Consider the following 24,314-nt stretch of genomic DNA (forward strand, 5'->3'; position numbering starts at 1 on the left):
CTTCTATTTTCATTATTTGTATATGCTTACATAAACGTTTAAAAAATAAGTGCTATTTCTAAAAAACCGTTTCCGCTAACATGTATACTAGTATACTAGCATACATGTTTTGATAAGTCTACACCCTTTTCAAATAAAAAAACCTACAACAACTATTCCTTGAAGAAATCAGTTTCAAGGCTGTTGTTATAGGTTTGTTTAATCATTTAATTTTGACGAGAATTTGAAGTAATGTCCATCTGTACTTTTTATCACAATATGGCATCTTCAGCTTCATTTAGCGGTTGTACCTTTTCTTTTAAAAAGAACTCAGGATACTTGTCAATAATATTTGTCTGAGATTTCACCATAAAGTGGATATGATTAACGACAAGGTATTTTACTTCTTCTGTTTTCCTGGCTTTTATTGCTGCCAGGATATCTTTATGCTCTTCCAGGATCTGATTGTAATCAAACGTGATGTTTTTCAGGTGCAGCCATCTGAAACGATCCAAATGGACACTGAACTCTTTGATCCAGCTCCAGATTTGACCTTTCCCGACGATCTCATAACAGGTGCGGTGAAATTCGTTATCCAGATCATGATAACCTGAAATATTACCTTTCTCAAATTGCACTTTCTGTTCATCCAGAATAGTCTGGAGTCGTTGTTCGGCTTTTTTGTCCATATTGGCACTCAACTCGACCATCACTTCTTTTTCCACGCATTCTCTGACGAAGCGTGAGTGGATCGCCTGCTCCATATCGATTTTGGAAACATAAGTCCCGGATTGCGGGAAGGTATAGACCAGGCCTTGTTTTTTCAGCTGTTTCAGAGATTCTCTGATCGGCGTACGGCCGACCTCCAGCATTTCCATCAGGCTGGATTCCGAAATTTTCTGTCCGGGATAGAGTTCTGTTTTTATGATCATTTCACGTAACTTTTCGTACGTCTGATCTTGTAGGGTAATATTCTGCATCATTTTTTATCTTCCTTCTTTTTTTATGTAATCGCTGTCTTATATACTAATATCTTAAAATATAACACAAAAGAGAGGGAAATGTTAGACTTTATCGAAATTTAGCGTAAATCGATGGGTTTTATCGGCATTTTTTCTTATTGAATAGTTGTTCCCTTCTTCCTGTCTAAGAAAATATATGGGAATGCTTGATTCAGTCAGCATCGGTTCATTCATTTTCATCTATCGTTTCTATAAGCCGAAGTTTGGGATATTCAGTTTATTCAAGTCTGTACATGAGTTTCTATGAACCGAATCTAGCACTGTTCAGTCTATTCATAAGACGACCTGTATCTAATAACCCGAAGTCTCCCCGGGTTCGGCTTGTTCGCTCCTTCCACATATTTCATTAAATCGAAATCGATCCGCCATAGGTCTATTCATTCATCTTCCATAGATTGTACACTGAACTTGAGCAAAAAAGTCAAAAGAACAAAACTAATTTAAGCAAATACACAGCTATAAGCCCTATTCGATGTGTCTCCGGCCCACTCATCTCTTTTTCTGCGATCTCTTCTGATAACTAACACTGTCCTTCATTGTATAGAAAAAACGAGATAACGGCATCGTTATCTCGTTTCCTAATAAATCTTTTAGTTTTTGACGCGGATAGCTTTTTCCTGAGCCAGGATACACAGTTCCTGTGCTTTGAAGATATGCTCCTGCGTCATCGCATTTTCTGTGCGGTCGATACAGTCTTTGATCATTTCCCCGAAGAATGGGAAACCGACTTCTCCGCTGACATGATAATGCTTTTCACCTTCTTCATTGACGAGATAAACATGGTCGCCGCTCTCTTCTTTAGCCACGTCCACATATTTTCTCACTTCGATCGTCCCTTTAGTTCCTGTGATGAACATACGGCCATCGCCCCAGGTGCTCAGGCCGTCCGGTGTGAACCAGTCCACTTTAAAGATAAAGGTCGCACCGTTTTCGCCGACAAGCGTCGCATCGCCGTAGTCTTCCAGTTCCGGCTTGTCCGGATTGGCGTAGTTCCCTACTTTACTGTGAAGGATCTCTGCATCTTTATTACCTGTGAAAGTCAGGAACTGCTCGATCTGGTGGCTGCCGATATCACAGAGGATACCGCCGTACTGTTCTTTATTAAAGAACCAGTCTGGACGGCTTTCCTTGTTCAAGCGGTGCGGACCGAATCCTGTGATCTGAATGACATCACCGATCATACCGTCTTCGATAAGCTGTCCGGCAAAGATTGCGCCTTCCACGTGCAGACGTTCACTGAAATAGACCCAGAACTTCTGGCCGGTTTCTTTGACGACTTTTTTCGTTTCATCAAGTTGTTCCATGGTCGTGAAAGCTGTCTTGTCTGAGAAGTAATCTTTCCCAGCTTTCATCACGCGGTTTCCTAACGCACTGCGCTCATTCGGGATCGCAGCAGCAGCGACTAATTTCACTTCCGGATCATCCAGGATCTGGTCGATCGATTCAGCGACTTCTGCCTGAGGGAACTGTTCTCTGTATTCTTTGACCTTTTCAGGATCAGGATCATAGACCCATTTCAACGTCGCACCCGCTTCAACCAAACCATTTGTCATCCCGTTGATATGTCCATGGTCCAAAGCCGCCACGCCGAAGGTAAATTCGCCTTCATCGACGACACGGTTCACTTTCCCTTTCGGTGCATAATTCATTCCATCTTGTTTACTCAAATCCATTTCACCTTCTCAAAATTATTTCAGCTGTTTTAAAAGAGATGCTTATAGCCGTTTTCGTACAAGTAGTCGCGTGAAGTTGCCAGGCAGTCAAACGGATCTCTGCCGTACTGGTCGTCTTGTTCGACTAGCAGATAGCGGGCACCGCTCTTGATGCTCTGCTCGATGATACCTGGAAGATCCAGTGTCCCTTCGCCGAGTTCAGCAAACTGGATAATATTCGTGAAGGCCTGCATGAAGGCTTTCATGTCTCCATTGTTAAGTGCCTCAAACGCTTCGTCCGGAAGCTGTGAGATGCGGTAGTCTTTCAGATGGACCAGATCGACTTTGCCTTCATATTCTTTCAGGACTTCGATCGGGTTGCGGCCGCCGCGCTGGATCCAGTGAACATCCAGTTCGAATCCTAACAGCGGTGCTTCTTCACGGATGATATCCAAAAGGAACTTGCCGTCATATTTTGTAAATTCGATATGATGGTTATGGTAGTAAAGCTTGATTCCATGTTCAGCCAGCTTTTCGGCATAGCTGTTTGCTTCGCGGGCAAATTCGATGACTTTGTCTAAAGAAGCCATAGCGTCAAACGGCAGGATACCGATACGCAGGATGTCTGCGCCAACAGCCTTACAGTCTTCAACGATTTTATCAAAGTGTGTGCTCAATGACTCCTGTCCTTCTGTCATCGGCTTCAGACCGGCTGACATGGACGCGATCTCCATACCGAAGTCCGTCGAAGCCTTTCTGATCGCTTCAACATTTTCAGGTGTCATCGGGATTTGAGAAATCTCGATCGAATGGTACCCCAGTTCGCTGACTTTCTTCAGCGTATCGTACGCACCGAGTTCTTCAAATTTTTCTTTCAACATCATGGCTTGCACGCCAATTTTAGCTTGTGACATAGTTTATCTCCTCCAGTTCGATTCGTTCAGGTCGTTTCGTATTATTGGAAGACAGATCCATCAGCTTGATCATCTGCATAGAAGGTATCGAGTCTTCGATCGTTACATAATCATCTGTATCGTTCAGGATACTTTCATAGAAGCGGTCGATCAGATGCATGTGGCCGGCACCGTAATAGAACTTGGAGCCCGGCAGCTTGTCGTCTTCAATGATCACTTCTTTTCTGCCTTCATCATTGGTGATGTACAACCGGCTGTCTTTGATCGTGAATTTTTCTTTTTCAGTAATGACCTGGATCTCCACAGACGAATTCTCCGTATAGGCATTCGTCGCATGGAAAAAGGCTTTGACTCCGGATGTAAAGGTAAAGGTCGCGCTGGCCGTATCTTCTACTTCGATATCATAGTCAGTCAGGTTAGACAGGACGGCTTTACAGCTCTTCAGATCGCCGCCGATCAGCTGGATGAGGTCCAGTGTATGGATCGACTGATTGATGATCGAACCATAGCCTGCTCTGTCTTTCTGACCGCGCCAAGGCTTGGACGTATAGTAAGATTCCGGCCGGAACCAGGTGACCAGTCCTTTGATGGAGGTCACTTCTCCGACATCTTCATTTTCAAGTATTTCCATCAGGCGGATAAAGCTGGCATTATAGCGGTTCTGAAAACTGACACAGATCTTTTTGTCAGTCTGCTTCATAACTTCCAGCTGTTTGAGTGCCTCTTCATAAGTCATCGCCACAGGTTTTTCCAGATAAACATGGACATCGTGTGACACACATTTTTGTGTGATAGGATAATGCAAGTCATGAGGAAGGCAGAGATGCACAACGTCCAGATTCATTTTTTCAAGCATTCGGTCGACATTGGCAAAAAAAGGTATCTCAGGAAAATTTGAACTGAGTTCCATATTCGTATCACAGACTGCCACTAATTCACCATAGTCACTGGCATGAATCGCATGAACATGTACCGGCGACACATCGCCCAGACCGATCAATCCTACTCTTAACATAAAACACTCACTTCCCGTTTCGTTTGGCTTATTGACTATTTAGTTTCGAACTTTCCTTCTTCTTTGATGTGCTTGTTCAATTCTTCCAGATAAACCTCTTCATTCAGGTCTTTCAGGCTGACTTCTTCGCCAGTCCAGCTTGACAAGTGGATGGCATTGGCCAGTCGTACGCCGTTGATCCCATCAGAACCGGGGGCAAGAAGCGGTGTGCCGTCCAGGATATTAGCTGCAAAGTTCTCCAGTACGCCAGAGTGCTGTTCGCCCCAGGAACTTTCAAATTCGATTTTTTCCTGAGTGTATAACTCATCGGTGTCCATTTGACCCATGAAGAGCTTCTTAACGTCTTCAAAGTCCATTTCTTCACTGAGTTCCTGTTCAGGTTTCTTCAGTCGAGTCACTGTAGCCACTTGACTGCCGTCTACGACGATCTTACCTTTATCTCCAAGGATCTCGAAACGGTCTGTCCCGACCAGGTCGTGCGTAGCCGTAATGAATGTGCCTGTAGCGCCATCACCGTAATCGACAACTGCTGTCACTTCATCTTCAACAGCAATATTGCGACGGAAGCCATAAGACACTTTAGAATACACAGATTCCGGCACACCGCAGATCCACTGCCATAAGTCCAGCTGATGCGGTGCCTGGTTGACTAAGACGCCTCCGCCTTCGCCGCCCCAAGTTGCACGCCATGCACTTTGATCGTAATAAGGCTGAGGTCTCCACCAGGTCGTAATGATCCAGTTGGTACGGCGGATCTTGCCGATGTCGCCGCTGTCGACGATCTCTTTGATTTTCTTGTATAATGGATTGTTACGCTGGTTGAACATGATCCCGAATGTGACTTCCGGCTTGGTCTGAGCGAATTCGTTCAGCTCTTTGACCTGTTTGGTGTAAACGCCGGCTGGTTTCTCTACTAATGCATGAATGTCGCGTTTCAGTGCTTCGATACCCATTTCCGGATGCAGGTAGTGTGGGACTGTTGTTACAACGGCATCAACATCGCCGCTCTCCATCATTTCGATATAGTCTTCATAAAATGGAACATCTGGGTAGTCTGATTCAACGACGTCTTTCTTAGACGTGTCGATGTCGCAGATCGCACCGATCTCCATGTTCGGTACCATACCGTCCTTGATGAACTTGGCATACATACCTCCTTGTGCGCCTAAACCGATAATACCTAATCTTACTTTTTTACTCATTCCATTCACCTATTCCCTTTCAGTTATGATCTTTTTTTTGTATTGTTTTGGAGTCATTCCCGTTCTTTTCTTGAAAAAGCGATTAAAATGGGCATCGCTTTCAAATCCGCATTCCAGCGCGCATTCCTTGATCGTCGACTCAAGCGGAGCCAGACCCATGTAGGCTTTAGCCTGAATCAGCCGATAGTTCATCAGATATTCCATCACCGTATAGCCTGTGACCTCTTTGAACAGGTGCGAAACGTATGACTCGCTTAAATTAAGTGCTTGGGCTATGCCCTTTATGGTCATCTTCTGATTAAAATGCTGCTGGACATAAGAAGCGATCTCTTCCGCCATTATGGCTTTGTCTGTCTTGGCGAAACTGTCTTTCATCACATCCGACTTCTCTGAACGATAAACTTTCATCAGCAGATAAAGCAGGGTGATCCTGCCATCAGCTTCATCCACCCCGGACTGTTCGCTCTGAGTGATATGGCTCAGCTTTTCGATCAGGGAGATGACTTCATTCAAGTCTTCCTGCTTGTCGAAGGTGAATATCCTGTGGTGAAACGCTTTAAAATAATCGAGAAGATACGAAGAGTTACTGCCGGCTATTAAATCCTCGAGCCACTTCGGGTCAAAGTGAATATGACTTCTGACGTACTCTTTCTCGTTCCCGGTCACTTGAACTTTATGCAGCTCCGTCCCATCAAGCAGGATGACCATCCCAGGATGAAGTTCGACTATCTGGTTATTGATAAGATACTGTCCTTTTCCTTCCTGAAGAACGTAAACTTCGAACTGCTGATGGGAGTGAAACTCATACGGAATCGCTAAACCCTTTACATTTGCCTGTGCAATAAGGTCAGGGGCGAAACTGAAATGCTCCTCCTTTTTTGGATACCCTTTCATTATAGAGTTTTTCTTCATGATTATCATTGCCTCTTTCTGTAAACATTTCTATGTAAAATTGACTGAAACTGCTTTTATCATACGGGAAGCACTGAATGGGTGCAAGGAAAAAGAGCAGAAAAGGAGGTGAACTTAGATCGTTCAACTTCCTTTCTGCTCTTTTTTTCTACTGATCAAACGGACAGGTGCCCGCTTAGCGGACACCTCCGCCTCCGCCTCCGATCGCGCCGCCGCCACCGCCGATCGACGTCGGACCAACCGTGCCGCTTGTATGAGTATAGCCGCCATTGGACAATCCGGTATGCACGCTGGTCGACATCATATGAAGCCCATAATAGCCTGTGTAAAAATAAGGAAGACCATCGATTTCTTGAGTCTGCCATTCAGGTACAACCTCTTCCAACTGGCTGATCAGGTCCTCTTCTTTACCGTAGAGGCTTGCCCAAATCAGAAAATCTTTTTCTTCAATAAGCTGACGGTAAGAAAGAGAGGGGTCCTTTTTCAGCGCATTGATATGATTTTCAAACTGGGTCAACCGATCGTACAACTTCTGCCCTTTTTTAGTGATACCCAGAAAGGGCAGCTTCATTGTCATGAATCTCAGCGTTTTCTCTTTCAGATAGCCTTCTTTAACCAGTACAGCCTGCGATTCATCCATCAGGCTTTGCTGAAGCGCCTGAAGGTCTTTCCCATTCTTTTCTGCCCAGCTCGTCATTTCTTCATTCGTCAGCTGATTCTTGTCATCCGCTGCTTTCATGAAAATCTCCCACAGTTCCAGTTCGAAATGGGACGTATTCAGACTGTTCTCTCTTTTTTTCCGGAAAGTGTGTGGAGCGAAGGTCAAGACTGTTGTTTCTGCATCAGCTGACTCATCTGCTTCTGTTTGAATTGACACAAGTTTCTCTTTTGACCATTTAAGTAAATAGGCAAAGATATACTGTTCATAGGTCCCTTTTTGAAGCTGCTGCAGGAAGAAGGCAATATCCGTCAGTTCCCCGTCTTTGTAAGGGATCGCAGTGAACATCAGCCCCTTGTTGCGCTTGCGCTGTGCATGGGCTGACGGGACTTTTCCCTGTTCTTTTTTCTTGGCATCGATTTTATACAAAGCAAAGACAAAAGCGAGAAAACCGGCAACGATAAAAGCGAGGGCTGTCACAAGCACGGAACTGTCAAAAGTCCCCTCGCCGCCCCGGCTGGTTTCCGCCTCAGCGCGTTCGATCTGTTCTTCCAGCGTTTCATCGACATAATAAGAAGGTATGAACGGATCATTTAAAAACTGCATCAAGATTGCTACCGGCCGGTCTTCTTCGACCCCGCCTTCTGAAGTTGAGCGCAGGACGCCGTCCACCAGATCCACTTGTCCTTCATATCCAAAACCATAGAGGCGGGTATCTTCTTCAGAAAAAGGCTGTGGCCCACCTATTTCAATAAAAAGATTTTCCGGTTCAAGGTCACCAAAAGTGTTGAAATCCCAGAACAGAGCCTGCCCATCATTCAACTGTCTCACTACATTAGCGACAGTATAAGACAGTGTATACGACTGCTCGCCGTATGCTTCTATTCCCCAGACAAGTTCGACACCTTCTCTGGTTTGGATCACTCCATAAGTGCCGGCCTTTTCTTCTCGAGATAAATCAGAATCCCAGTCCTCGACTTCCCTCAAACCATCCACTTGAAAATCAAGAACTTCCAGTCCATCTTCCTCATTGATGACGATATAAAGTTCCGTGCCGCTTTCCAGGACAATGTCTCTCTGTTCCGTGATGATACCGGTCCCGTTCTCAAGCAGCTCGACCGATACACGCATCTCAGTCATTTCATTTTCCTGAGCATGAACAGTCCCACTGACAATTACTGAGCTGAATAATACAACCAGCAACCAACCTACCCAACTTTTTTTCATTAGTACGTCCTCCATTTTTTACTCTTGTTACCAGTATATAAAAGACAGGTCTGAATGATAACGGTCTTAGGACTGATTTTTCATTTTGTCAGTTATAAATGCTTAAATATTCCAGTTTCCAGGGCTCCAGAGTGTTCCGTCCAGTTCTCCCTGGAGCTGTCCTCTCCGTTTTTCCTGTTCTTCGAGCAAAGCGATCGTCGCCTGAAGCAGCGCTTTCTGCTTGTAGTCCCGACTGTCACTTTCCAGCTGTTCCAGCTGTTTTATCAGCCACTGATTCTCTTGCATGCTATCCCTCTTCTTCCTTTATACATCGTAGTTGTCGATATGCAGACGCAGCTCGTCCAGTTCCATCCGGTTGTCTTCAATCGCCTCCGCAGCCGCTTCAAGAACGAATGCGGCACCTTCAGTCGGCAAGGTTTCTTTCGATGTCTTTGCCAGCTGGTCGAGCACCCAGTCTTCCTTTCTCTTCAATGATATGGGCTGAGGCAGACTGATATACTGCTGATAGGCGATAAGCAGTGCTTTTTTCTCTGGCTCCGTCAAATAAGGAAATTGAAAAATCGTCAAAGGTTTCAGATATGTCATCCCAGTCTTTTTAGCCATGGCCTGGTAGGGTTTGGTGAGTTCACTGATAGAGAAACCTTCCTCCCCACCTGTCTGGTATTCTTTCTCAGGCAGGCCAATGATCAGGACAAGACCGAATTCTTTGCCGTGAAGTTTGGTCCCGCGATAGCCGAACGCAAAATGATCCGTCAAGACGTCATCCTGCCATTTCTTTAACAGCGGCGGCGAGGAGTACCAGTAAAACGGAAACTGAAAAAGGATCCGATCATGTTCGCGAAGGAGTGCCTGTTCTTTTTCCAGGTCGATTTCACCTTCAGGATAGGTTTGTTCAAGTACGTGTAGAGTGATCTCTCCATCGTCCGGCAATGACTGAATCAGGAATTGCTGACTGCCCGATTCTTCAACCGTCGGGTGAGAGACAATAATCAAAGTTTTCAAAGTAATTCTCCTTGTATATCTGATTAGTCTTTTATTAAGCAACTTAAGTATACCAAATCTATATTAGAGAAGTGAATCATTAGAAGTCGCCTGGCAAAAGAGATTTATAAACAGACCAAACCGGAAGGCCCCATAAATGAACAGGACTTTCCGGTTTGTTCCTTTTGATACGTCATTTTGATTTTTCGTAAATTTACTGCTTTAGAATCGATTTTTTATGGAAAAATGTCGACTCAGGAAGGTCAGTATGAGTGGGTATGACATCCTCGGCCCAGAAATGTTCACTCGCGAAACTCCGCTTGCCTGAGTGCGACATTTCTGTTCTCAAACTGTTCACTCGCGAGTCTCCGCTTCCCTGAGTGCGACATTTCTGTTTCCAAACTGTTCACTCGCGAGTCTCCGCTTGCCTGAGTACGACATTTCTGTTCTCAAACTGTTCACTCGCGAAACTCCGCTTGCCTGAGTGCGATATTTCTGTTCTCAAACTGTTCACTCGCGAGTCTCCGCTTGCCTGAGTACGACATTTCTGTTCTCAAACTGTTCACTCGCGAGTCTCCGCCTGCCTGAGTGCGACATTTCTGTTCTCAAACTGTTCACTCGCGAGTCTCCGCTTGCCTGAGTGCGACATTTCTGTTCCCAAACCGACTGATTCACGCATTCTACATATAAAAATTAAGTACTTTTTCTCCGTAAGACAGGCCCCGCGTACTTTCCTTATGCGGCCTCGTCGTTTTCTTTCTGGAATGACAAGCTCAGCTGGTTTCTTATCGTGACTTTGTCTTTTTCACTCTGAGAAAACATAATCTCGGCATAGAAAGAGGTGCGTTTGTTCTCTGCGCTTTAAACAATCAGAAAAATAAAGCAATACAGTTCTGTTCCTGCTGACAGGATGATCCGTCTCAGTCAGCACAGTACCTCTTAAGAATCAGTAGCCCACACTTAGCATCCACTCGTGGATCACTTTTGCTGTTTGGGAAGCTTTCAGTGAGGTGTTATTTATTTTTATATAGTTGACGAACGGGAGTCGCTTTTCAACTTCCCCCTCATAAGAATTCAAGCGGTGACTCCTGGAACTTTCCAGGAGTTCGTTTCTTGAGAAGGCAATATCCCGTTTGGATGGTTTGGCAGACAGCCGTTCTTCATGCGTGTTGCGTTTCAGTCGTTCTTCCAGATCAGCCTCTAATTCGATAAAATAAACACGACCCTGGGCGTGTTTGAACAGCTCGATCCAGCTTTCCATCACTTTCCAGTCATTGTCCAGATCAAAGCCGGCCACGACCGTAAAGATGATCCCTTTGGCTGCATTCGTCTCTTCATTAGAGGTGAACGCCTTGAACAAATCGAGCCGGACCTTTTCGGACAACTGAAAGGTGTCTGATGTGTAGCCTAAAAACCGGGCAAATAAATCTATGGTCTGGTGATTGAATAAGAGCTCCGCATCGATCAGTTTCTCCAGCTCCAGTCCGACTGTCATTTTCCCTACTGCTTGTGGTCCTACGATCAAAATCAGTTCCATCTCCCGCCCCCCTTCTCTTTTATTCTCTGACCATCCCGTTGAACAAGTTGTAGAGTTCCTTATGTTTGCGTTTCAGTGACAGCGGGCGATAGGTCGCCTTGTCCAGAAACGCATGCTTTGTTTCTCCCAAAGCACGGACAGCCTGAGTTTTCTGATCTCTTACCACATAAGCCACGATCAGCTTGACACCGCTGAACTGCTTGACTGTGGCTTCGATCTCTACCGTTTCACCGTAGCGCGACATGGTCTTGTATTCTGCATTCACGCCCAGCACAGGAATGACAATACCCTCATCTTCCATCCGCTGATAGCTGAAGCCGATCTTGTCCATCAAATGCGTACGGGCTTCTTCAAACCATCTTATGTAATTGGAATGATGCACGATCTGCATCTGATCTGTTTCGTAATAATGTACTTTATGCCTGTAAATATCCATTACAGCATCCCCTAACTTTTATATATTATTGCATCCTAGTGTAGCACAAAACGGGTCTTTTATGGTAAAATTTACAGTGAGAATGATTTGTGTAACTTATCACTATCAAAAGGTAAGGAGGCGAAAAGAATGAATACAATGGGAACAATTATAGGCTGGGTAGCGATCCTTGCTGCCATCGTCGGTTTTTTCTGGCAGGCAACGATCATGTCGATCGTCGCTATCGTGTTAGGTATTATCGGTTTCTTCTTGAAAGCAGACACCAAGCAAATGAACATCACTGCGGTGGGATTGGCAATTATTGCACTGCTTTTCGACAGTGTTTCTTATTAATTCATATACAAACGGCACAGTCTCTAAACTGACTCTGCCGTTATTTTTATGTTCAGGTAAGAAAAAGGTTATTTAAAACGGTTTTTGGCATACTTTCTCACTTATTATTTTTTAAGTGCACCAGTTTTTTTGCTGCGACTTGTTCAGTCAAATGACTTGACCAGCTTTCTCTCTCCTGACGGCTCCAGCCCAATTCACTTTCCATGTATAACAGGACCGGTCTTTTCAGACGTTCCAGTTTGTCGATATTGAACAGCAGAGAATCCGTTCGTCTCCCAAAAAAGTCTTCGGGCGTCATGACCATTTCATACGCCAGTCCGTATGCTAACTGGAGGGCATCCAGGAGCGGTATGTCCATGGCTTTTGCTTTATCCGCCAAGTCATACACCTTGTCGATATTCGACCCATACCAGTCAGCGAGGTAATCCGCTTCTGCCTCATCCAGACCCAGAAACACCCCACGAGCCCGTTTTGCAGAAATAAAGTCGGGCACCGTTCCTTCCACGTCTCCACCCGAAAGCCGGATCTCTTTTGTATCTTTAGCCGGATAGCTTATCCCCTCCTTTTGCCACTGCTGGTCGATCAGTGTAAAGGTATCTTCTGCCATTCCACGATAATCAGTCAACTTCCCTCCCGCGATGGTGATCAGACCGTCATCTGATAAAAAGACCTCATGGCCTCTGGATATACCGGAAGGGTCACTGTTATCTTCATCCCTGATCAGCGGCCGCAGCCCTGCCCAGCTCGATTCAATGTCGGCAAGGGACAGATCAGCCACATTAAACCGGTGATTGACAGCTTTGAGCAGATAATCGATGTCTTCCTGTGTGATCTCAGGATCTTCATACGGACCCTCAAAAGGGGTATCCGTCGTCCCAAAATACGTTTTATTCCCTCTGGGGATCACGAAGATCATCCGATTGTCACCCAGCCCCGTGTCCGTGTAGATCGCCCGTTTCACAGGCAGTTTCTCATGGTCCACGACAAAGTGCACCCCTTTAGTCGGGTACATTTTCTTTTCGTTCTCATCCCTCTGTTTTTTTCGGAGTTCGTCTGACCAGGGCCCCGTTGCATTGACCACCACGGAAGCTTTGATGTCAAAACTCTCATCACTCAAGGTGTCCATGGCTTTGATCCCTTTGATCTGACCTTTATCATCATACACAAACCCCACCGCTTTGACATAGTTTGCCAGCCAGGCCCCCGATTCATGGGCTTTCTTGACTGTCTCTATCGTCAGGCGGGCATCATCATTTATGTAATCCAGATAATAGCCGCCGGCCAAGAGGTTTTCTGCTTTCAGTGACGGTTCATCTTCCATCACTTCTGCTTTCTCAGTTAGATAATGCCGCCATGTCTCGTCCACTTCAGCCAAATAATCATACAAGTGCAAAGCGACTTCGGCAGAGAAGGTATTGAACGAGGCCCCGGGTTCATCATACACAGGCATCAGCATATAATCCGGCTGAACGATATGCGGGGCATTCCTGGCAATGACCGCCCGTTCCTTTGCGACATCCGCTACCAGCTCCACTTCAAACTTCTTCAGATAACGCAGACCGCCGTGGACCAGTTTTGTTGACCGGCTGCTCGTTCCTCCGGCAAAGTCCTGCATTTCAACAAGGCCTACTTGGCTTCCCCGTGCGGCCCCCTGTAAAGCCAGGCCTGCGCCTGTGATTCCGCCTCCGATGATCAGCAGGTCCAGCGTTTGTTTTTTTAATTGTTCGATCGTCGATTTTCTTGTCTGAGCTGAAAAAGTCATATGGCTGTCAGCCCTTTCTCTCAAATTTTATTGCGCGTCATCTTTCTTATCGAATTTTTTCGGTTTGAACTTGAAGGCACGGGTCGCTTTTACGGCAGCCTGCCAGCCTTCATAAAGATCTTCCCGCTCCTCTTCTGACATATGCGGCTCGTAGGTTCCGGCCTTTTCCCATTTCTCCTTGATCTCATCCAGATCTTTAAAGAAACCGGTAGCCAGCCCCGCCAGGTAAATGGCGCCAAGGGCTGTCGTTTCCATGATTTTCGAGCGTTCGATGGTGACATCAAGGATATCTGCCTGGAACTGCATGAGAAACTCGTTCATGCTGGCCCCGCCATCCACACGCATGGTCTTCGTTTTAAGCCCGGCATCTTCATTCATTGCATCAACGACATCTCGTGTCTGATAAGCGAGCGACTCCAGTGTAGCCCTGACAAAGTGTTCCTTCGATGTGCCTCTCGTCAGACCAAAGACAGCCCCCCGTGCATCCTGATCCCAGTGGGGTGCACCGAGTCCAGTGAATGCCGGGACCACATAAACGTTATCTGTGCCGGCTACGCGCATGGCATACTTTTCTGATTTAGGGGCCTCCCTGAACATACGCAGACCATCCCTCAGCCACTGGATCGCCGAACCGGCCACGAAGATAGCCCCTTCCAGGGCATACGTGATCTCCCCATCCAGCCCATACGCTAACGTCGTCAAAAGCCCATTCTCCGATTGAATCGGCTCCTTGCCGGTATTCATGATGATAAACGCGCCGGTGCCATACGTATTTTTGACCATCCCTTTTTCAAAAGCTGTCTGTCCAAACAAGGCAGCCTGCTGGTCCCCGGCCATTCCGGCAATAATCACCCGGTGGCCTTTAAAGACGGCTTCCATCGTTTTACCGAATATCCCCGAAGACTCCCTTACTTCAGGCAGCATTTTCTCCGGGATGTCCAGGAGCTTCAGAATATCTCTGTCCCACTGCATCTCGTAGATGTTATAGAGCATGGTCCGGCTGGCATTCGAGTAGTCGGTCGCATGGACTTCACCGCCTGTCAGTTTCCAGAGCAGCCAGGTATCGACCGTTCCAAATAACAGTTCACCTTTTTCAGCCCGTTCTCTTGACCCCTCCACTTTATCCAGTATCCATTTGATTTTTGTGGCCGAGAAATAGGAATCGACGATCAGCCCTGTTTTTTTATGGATCATCTCTTTATGTCCGTCTTTGATCAGCTGTTGAGCTATCCCTGAGGTCTGTTTGGATTGCCAGACTACTGCATGATAGATCGGCTCGCCTGTTTCCTTGTCCCAGATGATGGTGGTCTCCCGCTGGTTCGTGATCCCGATACTGTCCAGTTCTTCAGGTTCCAGCTCTGCTTCGATCATAACGCTGGCGATGACTTGAAGCGTTTTCAGCCAGATCTCATTCGCATCGTGTTCCACCCAGCCGGGCTCTGGGAAGTGCTGCGTGATCTCTTTCTGAGAGGTCCATCTCGGATCTCCCTCTTTATCAAAAATAATTGCGCGTGTACTGGTCGTTCCCTGATCTATTGCCATAATATAATCGGCCACTGTGCTATCGACTCCTTTTTATGAGAAACGTTAGTTTAAACTCAGTATAACACTATAAAAAAAAGACAAGCTATTTATTTGGCCTGCACACACAGATTTTTCCCCCTACACAAGAGACCTTAGACCGCCAACTGTTGCTGTTTTATTGAACGACTTCTTAAACGGCCTATATATAAAACCACAAGTGCCCCATCACCAATAATGATAAAGGGGCACTTGTGATTTTATATCTGTTAAATTTTCATTCTACTGAGACAGCTTAGTCCTGGATCGCCTGGTTGGCAGTGATGATGGCTGTTTTATAAACATCTTCTTCTACAGAACCACGGGACAAGTCGGAGATCGGCTTGTTCAGACCCTGCAAGATAGGTCCGACGGCTTCAAAGTTACCGAAACGCTGAGCGATTTTATAGCCAATGTTTCCTGACTGCAATTCAGGGAAAACAAAGACAGTTGCCTGGCCGGCGACGTTTGAATCAGGAGCTTTCTGCTTAGCGACTGAAGAAACAAAGGCAGCATCAAACTGAAGTTCACCGTCGATCTCGAATTCAGGAGCCATTTCTTTAGCGATACGTGTGGCTTCCTGTACTTTTTCAACTTCCGGAGCTTGGGCAGACCCTTTAGAAGAGAAGCTCAATAATGCGACTTTTGGATCGATATCGAACATCTTAGCTGTACGGGCACTCTCCACAGCGATTTCTGCCAACACCTGAGCATCCGGGTTCGGATTGATCGCGCAGTCAGAGAAGACATATTTTTCCTGGCCGCGGCCACGCAGCATAATGAATGCGCCGGAGGTACGGCTGACGCCTGGACGAGTTTTGATGATCTGGAGGGCAGGTCTGACTGTATCACCGGTCGAATGGATCGCTCCACTGACAAGACCGTCTGCTTTATCCATATAAACAAGCATCGTTCCAAAATAGTTGACATCGCGAAGCTGCTCTCTTGCCTGCTCTTCTGTTGCCTTGCCTTTGCGGCGTTCGACAAAGGCATTGACCATTTCATCGTATTCATCATAGGCATGCGGGTTCACGATATCGATACCGGTCAAGTCGAAGCCGTGTTCTTTAGCTACGCCTAATACTTCATCCCTGTCTCCAATCAGAATAGGTGTGAGTAATTCATCGTGGTACAAACGAACGACTGCTCCTAAAATACGTTCATCCGTTGCTTCAGGAAAGACGATCTTCAGGTCTTTTCCTTTGATCTTGCTTTTTAAACTGTCAAATAATTCCACGGGTTTTCCCTCCATTGTTGTTTTTCTACATATTCAATCTTACCACTTTCAGTCAATAATTTACAGTATACTCCTTGAAGTTTTACTTATAGCTCCGCTTTTTCAGGAAGTCTCCAGTCGATCGGTTCTTCTCCCATTTCTTTCAGAGCTTCGTTCGTTTTAGAAAAGGGTTCTGACCCAAAGAACCCCCTGTAGGCGGACAAGGGACTGGGGTGGGCTGAAGTGATGACGGCATGTTTATCTTCATCGATCATCTTTTGTTTCGCTTTGGCCGCGTTGCCCCATAACAGGAAGACGACCGGTTTTTCACGTTCATTCAACGCCCGGATCACCTCATCTGTCAAATCTTCCCAGCCCTTTTTCTGATGCGAATGCGCTTCGCCTTTTCGGACAGTCAAGACTGTGTTTAAGAGCAGCACCCCTTCTTCTGCCCACTTCTTCAGATACCCATGCGGAGCCGGCGGAATACCCAGATCACTTTCCAGTTCCTTATACATATTGCGCAGGGACGGTGGAATGGCTGCCTCCGGATTGACGGAAAAACTGAGACCGTGAGCCTGATTTTCACCATGATAAGGATCCTGCCCCAGCAGGACGACTTTTACTTTGTGGTAAGGCGTCCACTGAAAGGCCTGCCAGATGTTTTCTTTTTTCGGATAGACCGATGTCGTTTCAAATTCTTCTTTCAGGAACGCTCTCAGCGCCCGATATGATTCCTTTTCTGCCGCTCTTTCCAGAATGGGTTTCCAGTCATTTTCTACAGGTATCGCCATTGTCATTCTCCTTTCTTTTTTCATTATTCTGTTCAAATAATAGATAATCTTCATGCCCTGCCGCTCTTTTTTTGGTATGCTAGTCTTAGATGATTATGAAGAAGAAAAGGAGCACACACATGATAAAATTGATCGTTTCAGATATGGACGGTACCTTACTTGATGAAGAAATGGAAATCAGCCAGGCCAATGTCTCGGCCATCAAACGGGTACAAAGCCAGGGCATCCACTTTGCCATTGCGACCGGACGGGATTATCCGCTTGCCTCTCCTGTGCTGGAAGAAAATGGGATAAAGTGTCCCCTGATCGCCCAGAACGGGGCTCAGTACTTTGATGCAGACGGCAATAACCGCTACAATCGGGGACTGGAAAAAAGTACCGTCAGAAAGATGCTGTCGATTTTTTCCGACTATAACGATATACATGAAGAACTCATGACAAACAAAGGGATCTTTTCTGATAATAAAGACAAACGGCTGGAAATGCTTGCCATGATGATTTATGACATGAACCCGGACACGACTTATGAAGAAGCCTTGGAAAATGCAGCTGGTTATGCAGAAAAACTGCAGATAAATTTTGTCGATGATTATCAGGAGATCATCAGTGACAACAGTGCCATCATTCTCAAGGTCTCCGTTCATTCCAGCAAGGGGCGAGAGGTGTTAGGTCCGCTCAGAGAAGAGCTGCATCGCGAGATACCAGATCTGGCCATTACTGCATCCAGTAAACGTAACCTGGAAATCAATCACGCAGCGGCTCAAAAAGGTATTGCTGTGGCGCAGCTGGCTAAACAGCTCGGCATCAAAGCCGATGAAGTCATGACGATCGGCGACAACCTCAATGACCTCTCCATGCTTGAATGGGCCGGCTATTCAGTTGCTGTCGCGAATGCTGAACCTGAAGCGAAAGAAGCAGCCCGCTTCGAGACGTCCAGCAATCGTCAGAACGGGGTGGCTGAAGCCATCTCACGTGTATTGAGCGGAAAAATGTCTACAGAGTAATATCCTTATCGGAGAAAATATTGACGTAAGGCCACTTCTTATCGTGGCCTTTTTTGTTTGCTCGAGTCACTAACTTTTTTCTTTGATCCAGGGTGGTAAAATCGAAATGGCTTCGACTAGTTTTTCATTGGCCTGACGGTCTGCCAGACGTCTCTGCCGGCGGTCCTGATAATTGCCGCAGATCATCTGTTCTTCCTTATCTACTGGCTGGATGAGCGGCAATGCCTCATCCTGACTCAGGCCAGCAACGACAAATGTGATGAAACTGGTCGCCGCTATGTAGCGTTTCCCCGTTATCAAGTCCTCTCCGAGAACTTTGGCAAAGACCTCAACTGATGTGCGTCCTGTTCCTGTGACGTAAGACTCCACACAAACAGAATGTCCCGATCTGATCGGATGTATAAAATGAAGTTCATCCATCGATGCCGTTACGATATCGTTAGTGCGTGCGAGGCGTGAAACTGATATCGAGGCCGTATTATCGACCATGCTCATCAGTTTACCTCCGAACAGGGTCTGATGGTCATTCAGATCAGGGGGCAGGATCCGGTGGGTCTGGACGACTCTGGTCTCATTGCAGGTCAATACTTTCCGGTTGTCATTTGTCATTTTTATCATCCTTCTATATATAATTGTCTGACTCGTTTGTTTCATCTTTTATCAGTTCACTGAACCGGTGTGTCAGGTGAGCAGTATAGCCCCAGAGATAATGGTCTGACAGATGATAAAAAGGAATCTGCTGGTTGACATTCCGCCATTTATATTTCTGACCGCCGGAGATCAGTTCGACCGGAAAGTCAGCATCCTGTTCCATTTTCATCCGTGCCTCATAGTACTTGGGCTCTATTGTCAAAAAGTACGTCAGTGGAATCGTGAACACCCCTTCCACTTCTTCATTCGGTTCAAGTTTATCTACATCCACTTCTGGCAGCCATCCGACGAAACACTTGATGATGTGGTTCTGCTTCACTATATAGTCCATTTCTCCAAGCACGGTTATGGCTTTCCGGTCCAGGACGAGCTCCTCTTCCGTCTCTCTCAGCGCTGCTTCCCTGAAAGTTTCTCCAGCCTCCAGAGCCCCGCCGGGAAAAGATGTTTCTCCAGGCTGAGACACACGGTGGCTCCTCACTTCATATAAAATATGGATCTCATCATTCACCCGTACGAGGGGTAATAAAACAGCATATTTACTCTGTTTGGTAATGGCATCCGGGACGTGCCCGGCCATAATGTTACTGATTTTTTCTATCACATTCTCACCTGCCTAATCAGCTTTCTTAAGAGTCTATTATATCAGTCCAGCTGTTCCTCTCAATCATATTCTACTCATTCCGATCACTCGTATGCTGATCAGCATCCAAGTACTGCTGCACCTCTTCGACCCATTCGCCGATCGGTCTGCTGAACACGCACGCAAAGCCATCACTCAACGGTGTACCCTCTCTATTGACCAAAACACTTCTGTTTCCATTATACTCGAAAATCAGACCTGCCGCCGGATACACGTTTAAACTCGTCCCCATGACCAGCAGAATATCTGCTTCGCTTATGGCCTGCACACTTTCCTGCAGGACTTTTCGGTCTAATGCCTCCCCGTAAAGCGTAATAGCCGGACGGGCCCATTCGCCATCCACACGCATTTCTTTCTCATCTCTCACGGCTTCATCCAGGGATTTTTCGCTGCCGTATTCTGTTATGATTTTCCCGGCATTGCCATGCAGTTCCAGCACCCGTGTACTGCCGGCTTTCTGATGGAGGCCATCGATGTTCTGCGTGATGATCGTCACGTCATGCCCCGCGTCTTCCAGCCGTTTCAGAAAAAAGTGACCGGTGTTGGGTCTGGCATCCGGAAACAGCAGTTTTTCATTGAACAGACGATAAAATTCTCTGGGGTGCTCCGAAAAAAATGACCAGCTGAGGACGTCTTCCATGGGAATCCCTTGTTCCGTTTCTTCATTGTACAATCCCTCCCCAGATCTGAAATCCGGGATCCCGCTCTCTGTGGATATTCCTGCACCGGTGATCACTGCGACTTTCTGACTGGTTTGGAACCACTTTGCTGCGCATTCAACTGCATCCATACTATCCTCTCCTGTTCTTAAGCAGAAACTTCCTGAATGTTTTGCGGATCCTCACTATAAGCCTTATACTTATAGTGTAAAGTAATCATACGATTACTGACTACTATTTAGTATCTTACCATCAAATTTTGGAGGTTAAATCATGAACAAACCAAACTTAACATTGACTATTGCCGGGAACGATGCAAGCGGGGGCGCAGGGATCGCCGCTGACCTGAAGACCTTTGCCGAATACGGCACCTATGGTATCGCTGCTTTAACGACGATTGCTATAATGGACCCTGAAAACAACTGGAGCCACGGGGTGACCGCGATGAGTGCACAGGTGGTCCAAGACCAGCTGATCACTGCTTTTGCCGGTCCGACAATCGGTGCAGCCAAGACGGGCATGCTGCCTGATGCAGATGTCGTCAATGTTATCGCTGATAAAATGGAACAGCACCCGGAGACACCATTAATCGTTGATCCAGTGATGGTCTGCAAAGGCGAAGACGAAGTCCTTAACCCGCAGAATGTGGAAGCGATCAAGAACAGGCTTATCCCATTGGCAACCGTTACGACCCCTAACTTGTTTGAAGCCGGTCAGCTGGCCGATCTGGGGCTTCTTTTCGATCTTGATGATATGAAAAAAGCCGCCAAGATCATTCATGAGAAAGGCGCGGAAATTGTCGTGATCAAAGGCGGCAAGGCCCTTGCCGGCGATGAAGCGATCGATCTCGTCTATGACGGAAATGAGTATGTCACGCTCACATCCCGAAAAGTTGAAAATGCCCATAACCACGGCGCCGGCTGTACCTTTGCCGCAGCGATCACGGCAGGTATCGCTCAGGGGCTCGAGCCGATCGAGGCTATCAGAAAAGCAAAAGACTTCGTTACAGAAGCTATTAAAGCCGGCTTTGAATACAATCAGTTTGTGGGCCCTGTTTTCCACAGCGGCTACCGTTTAAACAGACAGTCGTCCATTTAAACGGAGGTAACACTTGCTCCTCTTTTTCCGTTATTGTAGTTAGAGAGGAGGAAGACGATGGACACTCAATTGACTTTGTTCACAACGGCGCTGGACATGATAGCGAATGTCGGCTTTCCAATCTTCATTTCGCTGTTTCTGCTCCACCGGATGGAAAACAAGATCGATGCGATCGTCGTTGCCCTGAAAGAACTGACGACCGTCATGTCTCACAGCAGCGAATAACAAAGAAAAAGAGTGCAGCGTATCATAACCGCTGCACTCTTTTTCGGTCCTCACACTTCTTTCATAATTTGAGCAACTAGTGTTATAATAAAGAAAAAGCTGGATGATTCTAAACGTACTCGAGGTGATTAGAAATGGTTCGTTTATTTATAAAGCAGGAATTCATGTCGAAACAGGACCGACTGGTCGTCTCAGATCCCACGGGAAAAGAGGTTTATCTGATCGTCGGCAAATGGGGACGCGTAGCTGACAAACTGTCTGTCTTTGCCATAGATGGTTCGCGGTTACTCGATGTCAGACAGGTGGCATTATCCGTTTTTCCGAAGTTTCACTTCTATGTCGAGGCCAAAAAAATCGGAAGCCTGAAAAAACGGCCCGGGATCAGAGGGATTAAAAATCCTTTTTTCACTCTCACAGGACTGAACTGGGTGATCACTGGTGATTACGAAAAGAAACGCTTTACTGTCAGACATCTGGGTAAAAAGATAGGGACAATAGACAAGAACATTTCATATTTGGGTGAATTCTATACCGTCAACTTTCTTAAAGAAGAGGAAGTGCCCGTTGCTTGTGCTGTGACTGTTCTGCTCGATCATTACGCCGAAAACAGAGAACTTGTGTGGAAGCGCAGACAGCAGCAGAAATACAGCCTCGGGTTCATGCACCCGATCTGGATGCGATTAAAACAGAAGCTGCTTCAAAAAGAGAAGCTGGATTAAACACAGAGACCCTCATGACTACTGCTGGAGCGCTCAATACGCCTCGACAGGTCATGAAGGTCTCTTTTACAGCTGTTTCTGCAAGGGGTCATCGTGGTGATCTGCGAGAACGACCTCATCCGTTTTTGAATCCCATGCATGTGGAAAGGGCCTGGGCGCGCGGGCTACCCCGACCGGCATGTCGTCTCCAGATCCTGCCAGGCGACTTTCAGCACGACAGGAAGCTGCCTATCCCTCAGTATGATTTTGAGTAACGCGATGACCGCTTCCGCATCCTCTTTTTGTGCCGCTCTGATCAGGTCAGGTCCTCTCCATACACGTTCTAGCTGTTCTGTTTTACTGTATCTTTGATGCGCTCCGCCACTTTTACAGGAATACCTAAAGCTGTAATCTCCTCAAGTTCTGCATCCTGGAGTCGTTTCATCGACTTGAAGTGCCGCAGCACTTTCGTCCGTGTTTTTGGACCGACCCCTTCGACCTCATCAAGCTGACTCGTGAAACTGTTTTTCCCCCTCACATTTCTGTGAAAGGTGATCGCGAACCGGTGGACTTCCTCCTGTATGCGCTGGACAAGGTGAAAGGCCTGACTTCTCGGGTCCAGAACGACCGGCTCCAGTTCGTTCCCAAAAATAAGCCCAGCTGTACGGTGTTTCTTGTCCTTGACCATCCCAGCAACAGGGATGTCCAGTCCGAACTCGTTTGCCAGCACATCACGCGCCGCATTGACCTGCACTTTTCCGCCGTCCATGAGGATCAGATCAGGCATATCTTTCCTTTCTTTCAAAAGACGCGAGTACCGTCTTCGGATCACTTCCTGAGTGGTCGCGAACTCATTGCTGCCCACCACTGTGCGGATTTTATACTTTCGGTAATTGTTTTTGTCCGGGACCCCGTCTTTAAACGAGACCATCGCTGAAACAGGGTTGGTCCCCTGAATATTGGAATGGTCAAAGGCCTCGATGCGTTCGATATAAGGCAGACCCAGCACGTCAGAAAGCTCTTCGATCGCCCCTGTCGTTTTCTGTTCTTTCATCTCGATCAGACGGAACTTCTGCTTCAGTGAAATCTCGCTGTTTTTCCCCGTCAAGTCCAGCAGCTCTTTTTTACGTCCGCGCTGAGGAATAATGACTTTTGTTTCCAGAGCTTCTTCTAAAAGATCCGTATCGACCGTTTCTGGTACATAGACCTCTTTAGGCTTCCGATTATTTTTATCTTCATAATACTGAAGGATGAAACTCATCAGTTCCTCTTCCGGCGTATCGATGATCGGGAACATCGTCGCTTCCCGCTTGATCAGGGTTGCCTGACGTACAAAAAAGACCTGAATGGAGATCCAGCCCTTATCCATATAATAGTTGAAGAAGTCTCTGGCCGTATAATTATTGGAAATGATCGACTGTTTCTCTACCGTCCGTTCGATATAAGAGATCTGATCCCGGAATTCAGCTGCCCGTTCGTAGTTCATTTCTTCAGCCGCTTCCTGCATTTTCTGTTTCAGATCCCGCTTGATATCCGAGACATTGCCATTTAAGAAGGATTTGATGCGTTTGATCTGCTCTTCATATTCCTCCACCGGCACCTCGTGGTCACAGGGACCGATACACTGGCCGATGTGATAATACAGACACGCCCGTTTCTGATGCCCGTTACACTTACGCAGCGGATAGATTTTCTGAATCAGCTGTTTGGTTTCAGACGCTGCCCAGACATCGGGATAGGGTCCAAAGTAATGTGCGCCATCCTTTTCCACTTCTGATGTGATAACCAGCTGAGGATCCCGTTCATTCGTGATCTTCAGGTAAGGATAACTCGTTCCGCGTTTCAAGCGGATATTGTATTTCGGCTGGTGCTTTTGAATCAGTGTCACTTCTAAAAGGAGGGCTTCTTTGTCTGAACCTGTCACGATCGTTTCATAATCGACGATATCCTCGACCAGACGCTTGGTTTTCCCTTCATGTTCACCACGGAAGTAAGAGCGTACCCGGTTTTTGAGATTCTTGGCTTTACCGATATAAATGATGTCGTCCTGTTTATTTTTCATGATATAGCACCCCGGCAGATCCGGAAGCAGTTTCAGCTTGTTCTCGATCAGTTCGTTCGACAAAAAAACACCTCCTT

The 24,314-nt window shown here is 46.5% G+C and carries 24 protein-coding genes; 5 read left to right on the top strand and 19 right to left on the bottom strand.

Annotation, left to right across the window (positions count from 1 at the left end):
- Positions 1–251 precede the first annotated feature (251 nt).
- The 11 genes from BM049_RS02180 to BM049_RS02230 form a co-directional block, all read right to left on the bottom strand.
- Positions 252–962, bottom strand: coding sequence for a GntR family transcriptional regulator (locus tag BM049_RS02180; RefSeq protein WP_091528326.1), 711 nt, complete (start codon positions 960–962; stop codon positions 252–254).
- 629 nt (positions 963–1,591) lie between these two features.
- Positions 1,592–2,668 (bottom strand): Gfo/Idh/MocA family protein, encoded by a 1,077-nt coding sequence (locus tag BM049_RS02185; RefSeq protein ID WP_091528711.1) that lies wholly within the window; start codon positions 2,666–2,668, stop codon positions 1,592–1,594.
- A gap of 35 nt (positions 2,669–2,703) precedes the next feature.
- Positions 2,704–3,567 carry a sugar phosphate isomerase/epimerase family protein gene (locus BM049_RS02190; RefSeq protein ID WP_177188561.1) on the bottom strand — a complete coding sequence of 288 codons (864 nt, stop codon included), beginning with the start codon at positions 3,565–3,567 and terminating at the stop codon, positions 2,704–2,706.
- Entirely contained in the window at positions 3,554–4,582 is a 1,029-nt protein-coding gene (locus BM049_RS02195) for a Gfo/Idh/MocA family protein (RefSeq protein WP_091528327.1), read from the bottom strand. Before BM049_RS02195 ends, BM049_RS02190 begins: the two co-directional genes overlap by 14 nt.
- A 35-nt stretch (positions 4,583–4,617) precedes the next feature.
- A complete protein-coding gene (locus BM049_RS02200) occupies positions 4,618–5,784 on the bottom strand; it encodes a Gfo/Idh/MocA family protein (protein ID WP_091528329.1) in 1,167 nt (388 codons plus the stop codon).
- A gap of 9 nt (positions 5,785–5,793) precedes the next feature.
- A complete protein-coding gene (locus BM049_RS02205; protein WP_177188562.1) occupies positions 5,794–6,696 on the bottom strand; it encodes an AraC family transcriptional regulator in 903 nt (300 codons plus the stop codon).
- A 175-nt stretch (positions 6,697–6,871) separates the two neighbouring features.
- Complete coding sequence (locus tag BM049_RS02210; RefSeq protein WP_177188563.1) at positions 6,872–8,581, bottom strand: DUF2207 domain-containing protein; 1,710 nt, start codon at positions 8,579–8,581, stop codon at positions 6,872–6,874.
- 102 nt (positions 8,582–8,683) lie between these two features.
- Positions 8,684–8,866: a hypothetical protein gene (locus BM049_RS02215; RefSeq protein WP_091528334.1), complete on the bottom strand. Its 183-nt coding sequence runs from the start codon at positions 8,864–8,866 to the stop codon at positions 8,684–8,686.
- Positions 8,867–8,884: 18 nt separating this feature from the next.
- Entirely contained in the window at positions 8,885–9,583 is a 699-nt protein-coding gene (locus tag BM049_RS02220; RefSeq protein WP_091528336.1) for an NAD(P)H-dependent oxidoreductase, read from the bottom strand.
- A gap of 925 nt (positions 9,584–10,508) precedes the next feature.
- Positions 10,509–11,099 carry a DEAD/DEAH box helicase family protein gene (locus BM049_RS02225; protein WP_091528338.1) on the bottom strand — a complete coding sequence of 197 codons (591 nt, stop codon included), beginning with the start codon at positions 11,097–11,099 and terminating at the stop codon, positions 10,509–10,511.
- A 19-nt stretch (positions 11,100–11,118) separates the two neighbouring features.
- Positions 11,119–11,535 (bottom strand): acyl-CoA thioesterase, encoded by a 417-nt coding sequence (locus tag BM049_RS02230; RefSeq protein WP_091528340.1) that lies wholly within the window; start codon positions 11,533–11,535, stop codon positions 11,119–11,121.
- Between the two features lie 129 nt (positions 11,536–11,664).
- Between BM049_RS02230 and BM049_RS02235 the strand changes: the two genes are divergently transcribed.
- Complete coding sequence (locus tag BM049_RS02235) at positions 11,665–11,868, top strand: hypothetical protein (protein WP_091528341.1); 204 nt, start codon at positions 11,665–11,667, stop codon at positions 11,866–11,868.
- Positions 11,869–11,965: 97 nt separating this feature from the next.
- Here the strand turns inward: BM049_RS02235 and BM049_RS02240 are convergent, their stop codons facing one another.
- The 4 genes from BM049_RS02240 to BM049_RS02255 all read right to left on the bottom strand — a co-directional run bounded on the left by BM049_RS02240 (position 11,966) and on the right by BM049_RS02255 (position 17,200).
- On the bottom strand, positions 11,966–13,630 hold the full coding sequence (locus BM049_RS02240; RefSeq protein ID WP_091528343.1) for an FAD-dependent oxidoreductase: 1,665 nt from the start codon (positions 13,628–13,630) through the stop codon (positions 11,966–11,968).
- A gap of 27 nt (positions 13,631–13,657) precedes the next feature.
- Complete coding sequence (gene glpK, locus BM049_RS02245; RefSeq protein WP_091528345.1) at positions 13,658–15,187, bottom strand: glycerol kinase GlpK; 1,530 nt, start codon at positions 15,185–15,187, stop codon at positions 13,658–13,660.
- Between the two features lie 259 nt (positions 15,188–15,446).
- Complete coding sequence (pta, locus tag BM049_RS02250; protein ID WP_091528347.1) at positions 15,447–16,427, bottom strand: phosphate acetyltransferase; 981 nt, start codon at positions 16,425–16,427, stop codon at positions 15,447–15,449.
- A gap of 86 nt (positions 16,428–16,513) precedes the next feature.
- Positions 16,514–17,200: a uracil-DNA glycosylase gene (locus BM049_RS02255; RefSeq protein ID WP_091528348.1), complete on the bottom strand. Its 687-nt coding sequence runs from the start codon at positions 17,198–17,200 to the stop codon at positions 16,514–16,516.
- A 119-nt stretch (positions 17,201–17,319) separates the two neighbouring features.
- On the opposite strand from BM049_RS02255, the gene BM049_RS02260 reads away from it, so the two are divergent.
- Complete coding sequence (locus BM049_RS02260) at positions 17,320–18,204, top strand: Cof-type HAD-IIB family hydrolase (RefSeq protein ID WP_091528350.1); 885 nt, start codon at positions 17,320–17,322, stop codon at positions 18,202–18,204.
- A gap of 69 nt (positions 18,205–18,273) precedes the next feature.
- Here BM049_RS02260 and BM049_RS02265 read toward each other — a convergent pair whose 3' ends face one another.
- The 3 genes from BM049_RS02265 to BM049_RS02275 form a co-directional block, all read right to left on the bottom strand.
- Positions 18,274–18,813, bottom strand: a complete 540-nt coding sequence (locus tag BM049_RS02265) for an acyl-CoA thioesterase (protein WP_091528351.1) — start codon at positions 18,811–18,813, stop codon at positions 18,274–18,276.
- Positions 18,814–18,826: 13 nt separating this feature from the next.
- Positions 18,827–19,456: an NUDIX hydrolase gene (locus BM049_RS02270; RefSeq protein WP_091528353.1), complete on the bottom strand. Its 630-nt coding sequence runs from the start codon at positions 19,454–19,456 to the stop codon at positions 18,827–18,829.
- Positions 19,457–19,526: 70 nt separating this feature from the next.
- On the bottom strand, positions 19,527–20,285 hold the full coding sequence (locus tag BM049_RS02275; protein ID WP_091528355.1) for an NAD-dependent protein deacylase: 759 nt from the start codon (positions 20,283–20,285) through the stop codon (positions 19,527–19,529).
- Positions 20,286–20,427: 142 nt separating this feature from the next.
- Between BM049_RS02275 and thiD the strand changes: the two genes are divergently transcribed.
- The 3 genes from thiD (at position 20,428) to BM049_RS02290 (ending at position 22,196) form a co-directional block, all read left to right on the top strand.
- Positions 20,428–21,252, top strand: coding sequence for a bifunctional hydroxymethylpyrimidine kinase/phosphomethylpyrimidine kinase (thiD, locus tag BM049_RS02280; protein ID WP_091528356.1), 825 nt, complete (start codon positions 20,428–20,430; stop codon positions 21,250–21,252).
- A 57-nt stretch (positions 21,253–21,309) separates the two neighbouring features.
- A complete protein-coding gene (locus tag BM049_RS02285; protein WP_091528358.1) occupies positions 21,310–21,477 on the top strand; it encodes a YvrJ family protein in 168 nt (55 codons plus the stop codon).
- 134 nt (positions 21,478–21,611) lie between these two features.
- The gene (locus tag BM049_RS02290; protein WP_091528360.1) at positions 21,612–22,196 is read left to right on the top strand and encodes an LURP-one-related/scramblase family protein; all 585 of its coding nucleotides are present in this window, start codon (positions 21,612–21,614) and stop codon (positions 22,194–22,196) included.
- A gap of 322 nt (positions 22,197–22,518) precedes the next feature.
- Here the strand turns inward: BM049_RS02290 and uvrC are convergent, their stop codons facing one another.
- On the bottom strand, positions 22,519–24,300 hold the full coding sequence (gene uvrC / locus BM049_RS02295) for an excinuclease ABC subunit UvrC (RefSeq protein WP_091528361.1): 1,782 nt from the start codon (positions 24,298–24,300) through the stop codon (positions 22,519–22,521).
- Between the last annotated feature and the right edge of the window lie 14 nt (positions 24,301–24,314).

This window comes from Alkalibacterium subtropicum, assembly GCF_900112455.1.
Lineage (GTDB): Bacteria > Bacillota > Bacilli > Lactobacillales > Carnobacteriaceae_A > Alkalibacterium > Alkalibacterium subtropicum.